This is a genomic window from Binatus sp. (SeqCode) (assembly GCF_050013435.1).
Taxonomy (GTDB): domain Bacteria; phylum Desulfobacterota; class Binatia; order Binatales; family Binataceae; genus Binatus.
In genome coordinates, this window is record NZ_JBEKFG010000149.1 from 1 (window position 1) to 2,676 (window position 2,676).

2 protein-coding genes are annotated in these 2,676 nt (G+C 63.5%); both read right to left on the minus strand.

Annotated elements, in window-relative coordinates:
* Positions 1-235 precede the first annotated feature (235 nt).
* The gene (locus ABSB13_RS17040; protein ID WP_428110550.1) at positions 236-1,426 is read right to left on the minus strand and encodes a hypothetical protein; all 1,191 of its coding nucleotides are present in this window, start codon (positions 1,424-1,426) and stop codon (positions 236-238) included.
* An 18-nt stretch (positions 1,427-1,444) separates the two neighbouring features.
* Positions 1,445-2,676: DEAD/DEAH box helicase (locus tag ABSB13_RS17045; RefSeq protein ID WP_428110552.1), on the minus strand; the 1,232-nt coding region annotated here is incomplete at its 5' end.

Below are 2,676 nucleotides of genomic sequence, written 5' to 3' on the forward strand. Positions count from 1 at the left end.
ATGCTGGTCATGCCGACGTCCCCGGTCATGACGGGCTTTCCACGCGTCATCGCGCAGCTGGCCCGATATTCGCGCCGACCTCGACTCGATGACCGAGACCGAGGTCGAACGGGGCTGCAAGCGTTTTCTTCTGCGCTCGGCGCCGCGCCTTGCCGCCAGTCTCGATCTGCGCGCCGCCGGCATCGCCCTGCCGCGCCGACGCCTGATCGCACTCCGTCAACCGAGGTGTAGAAGATCAGTCAGACTGCGCGGCCGCCAGCATCGACGCCGATGGCTCATCGCTCACCGTCATACCGCATCGCGGACAGGCGGCCGGGTGGCAGGCGCGGCAAAAGGGCTTCGCGCAGCCAGGACACGGATCCTGCCCGGCGGGCTCCGTGAGATGCAAGCGTTCGTCACAGATCATGCGTGTGGACTTCAAACCCAGTCCCCAGTCGCAGGGCGGCGCCTCGGCCATGCGAACGAGCGGATGCCAGTCGAGATAGATCGCGCGCTCGCCTTTGCGGCGCCGGATCAGCACCTCCAGGCGCTGAACGGGGACGAACAACTCCAGGGTTTGGATCCAATCGACGGTGACGCGCAGGGCATAGTTATGTCGGAGATCACCAAGTTTGGCCCGGTACTCGCGCTCGATCGCCGCGATCCGATGGTCTTCCCGTTGCCGGTCAGCGTCAGCCTTAGGCCCCTCGACACCTTCGAGCGCAAGTAGACGCTTTAAGGATTCCCGACGCAAATCGTCATGGTAGCCGTGCAGGCGAGTGTGGTCGCGCGCCAGACGACGCCGCATCGAATGGAGAAACGGCCCCAATTCCGCACGCACGCTTGCGTCTAGCGCCGGTCGAACTCGGGCCTCCAGCGTAGCGGCGTCCCAGCCTGGCCCCGCCGCCTCTCTCACCGCCGGCTCAGGCATCTGCCAGGTTTGGTCGCCGCCCAAGAATGCCCGCAGCCGATGCTGCACATCACCCAAGGCAGCACCAGTGCCAGTATTAAACCCCATCCACAGAATATTTTCGCGCTTCTCGTCGGAAACCGCCGTGGTGCGAAACCCGATCAGCAGGCAGCGGCTCCACGTCGACCGCTGCTTTTGAAAACGCCAGACAGCGTTGGGCAAATCGAGGATGTGGCGAAGCAGGCGCTCTGGATCGCCCAGCATTGGCGGCTCATCACATGCGATCTGGCGCTCGGCATGCCGCCCGTGGCCCACGAGCAGCGCTCCGAAGCGCTCCAGCCATTCGCCTTCAATGCCAATGCGCTGGGCGCCGACCGGCAACTCCACACCGAAGCCCAGCCGAGCCAGCTCCGGCCAGCCGAACGCCGAGCGAACCTCAGGCGGCGCGATCACCGCTAGGCCGTCGGGCTCCAGGGTCTCGACCGCCGCGCCTTCCAGCTCCATCAATTCGGCGACGAAATCGCGCAATGCGGTCACCGTCTGATCTCCCTCGCGCTACGCGGTTTCAAATTCTTCGCCGAACAAAGCGTCGTCGAGCGCCTTGGCGTCGCTGTATAGGGTCCGCGCATCGTCAAGCCGACGGCCAAGCGCATCGAAGGCCTCGGCTTGACCTACCGCGGTCGTCTCCAACCACGCGTCCAAAACCAAATCGGCGAAGTTCCGCTCTTCTTCCAACTCACCGAGAATCGCACCGGCCTCGCCGACCACCAGCTCAAACATGTTGATCTTTTCGTCGAGCAGCCGCACCACCTGCTCCTCAACCGTTCCGCGGGCGACCAAATTGAACACAAACACGTCGCGGCTCTGACCGATGCGGTCGATGCGTCCGATGCGCTGTTCGATAGCCATCGGATTCCAAGGAATATCAAAGTTGATCAGCGTGTTGCAGAATTGGATGTTGCGGCCCTCGCCACCGGATTCAGTGCATAAAAGCACCGGAACCCGCTCGCGGAAATCGGCGATCGCCGCGTCCTTGGCGGGGCCGCTGAGGCCGCCCTCGAAGCGAGCGAATTCGATGCCTTTCTGGGCGAGCAAGTCCGCCAGGCTGGACATTGTCTCTCGGTGATGGACGAAAACGAGCTTCTTCTCATCGGGATTGCGAGCGAGCAATTCAAGCAGCGCCAATTCTTTGCCGCCAGTGCCGAGGGCCGCCCAGCGGGCCGCCAACGCCTGCCAGGTCGGATGACCGTCATGTCGGACGGCAAAACGGGCAATGGCTGCGGATGCTGCAGCGGGCGAGGATCCGGCGGCGCTCAGCAAGTGGTGCGCTACGAGGCGATGGCGGCTCTGTCCATCGTCAGCGACAAGAGCTCGGATCTGCCCAGCCAACTCCTGATAGGCCGCCTGCTCCCCGGGCGTGGGATCGACGGGGCGGGTGGAGGCGTGGCGACGCGGCAATTTCAGCGCAACAACCGCCCTGGTGTTGCGGATCATCACGTCGCGCATCAGATCACGCAGCCGCTCCGAGTTAGCCGGCTGACGCGGCTTGCCCGTGGTCATGTACGCTGAGCGAAACTCCTTCTGCGTCTTGAAAATGCCGGGCTTGAGCAGGGTCAACAGATTGTAGAGTTCAATGAGGTTGTTCTGCACCGGCGTAGCGGAGAGCAATACCAGGAAACGCTTGGTCAGGCTGTCGACCAGCTTGTAACTTTGGCTGGCGCGGTCGCGCAGATGGTGGGCTTCATCGACGATCACAAGATCGAACGACTGCGCAAGAAGGCGCTCGG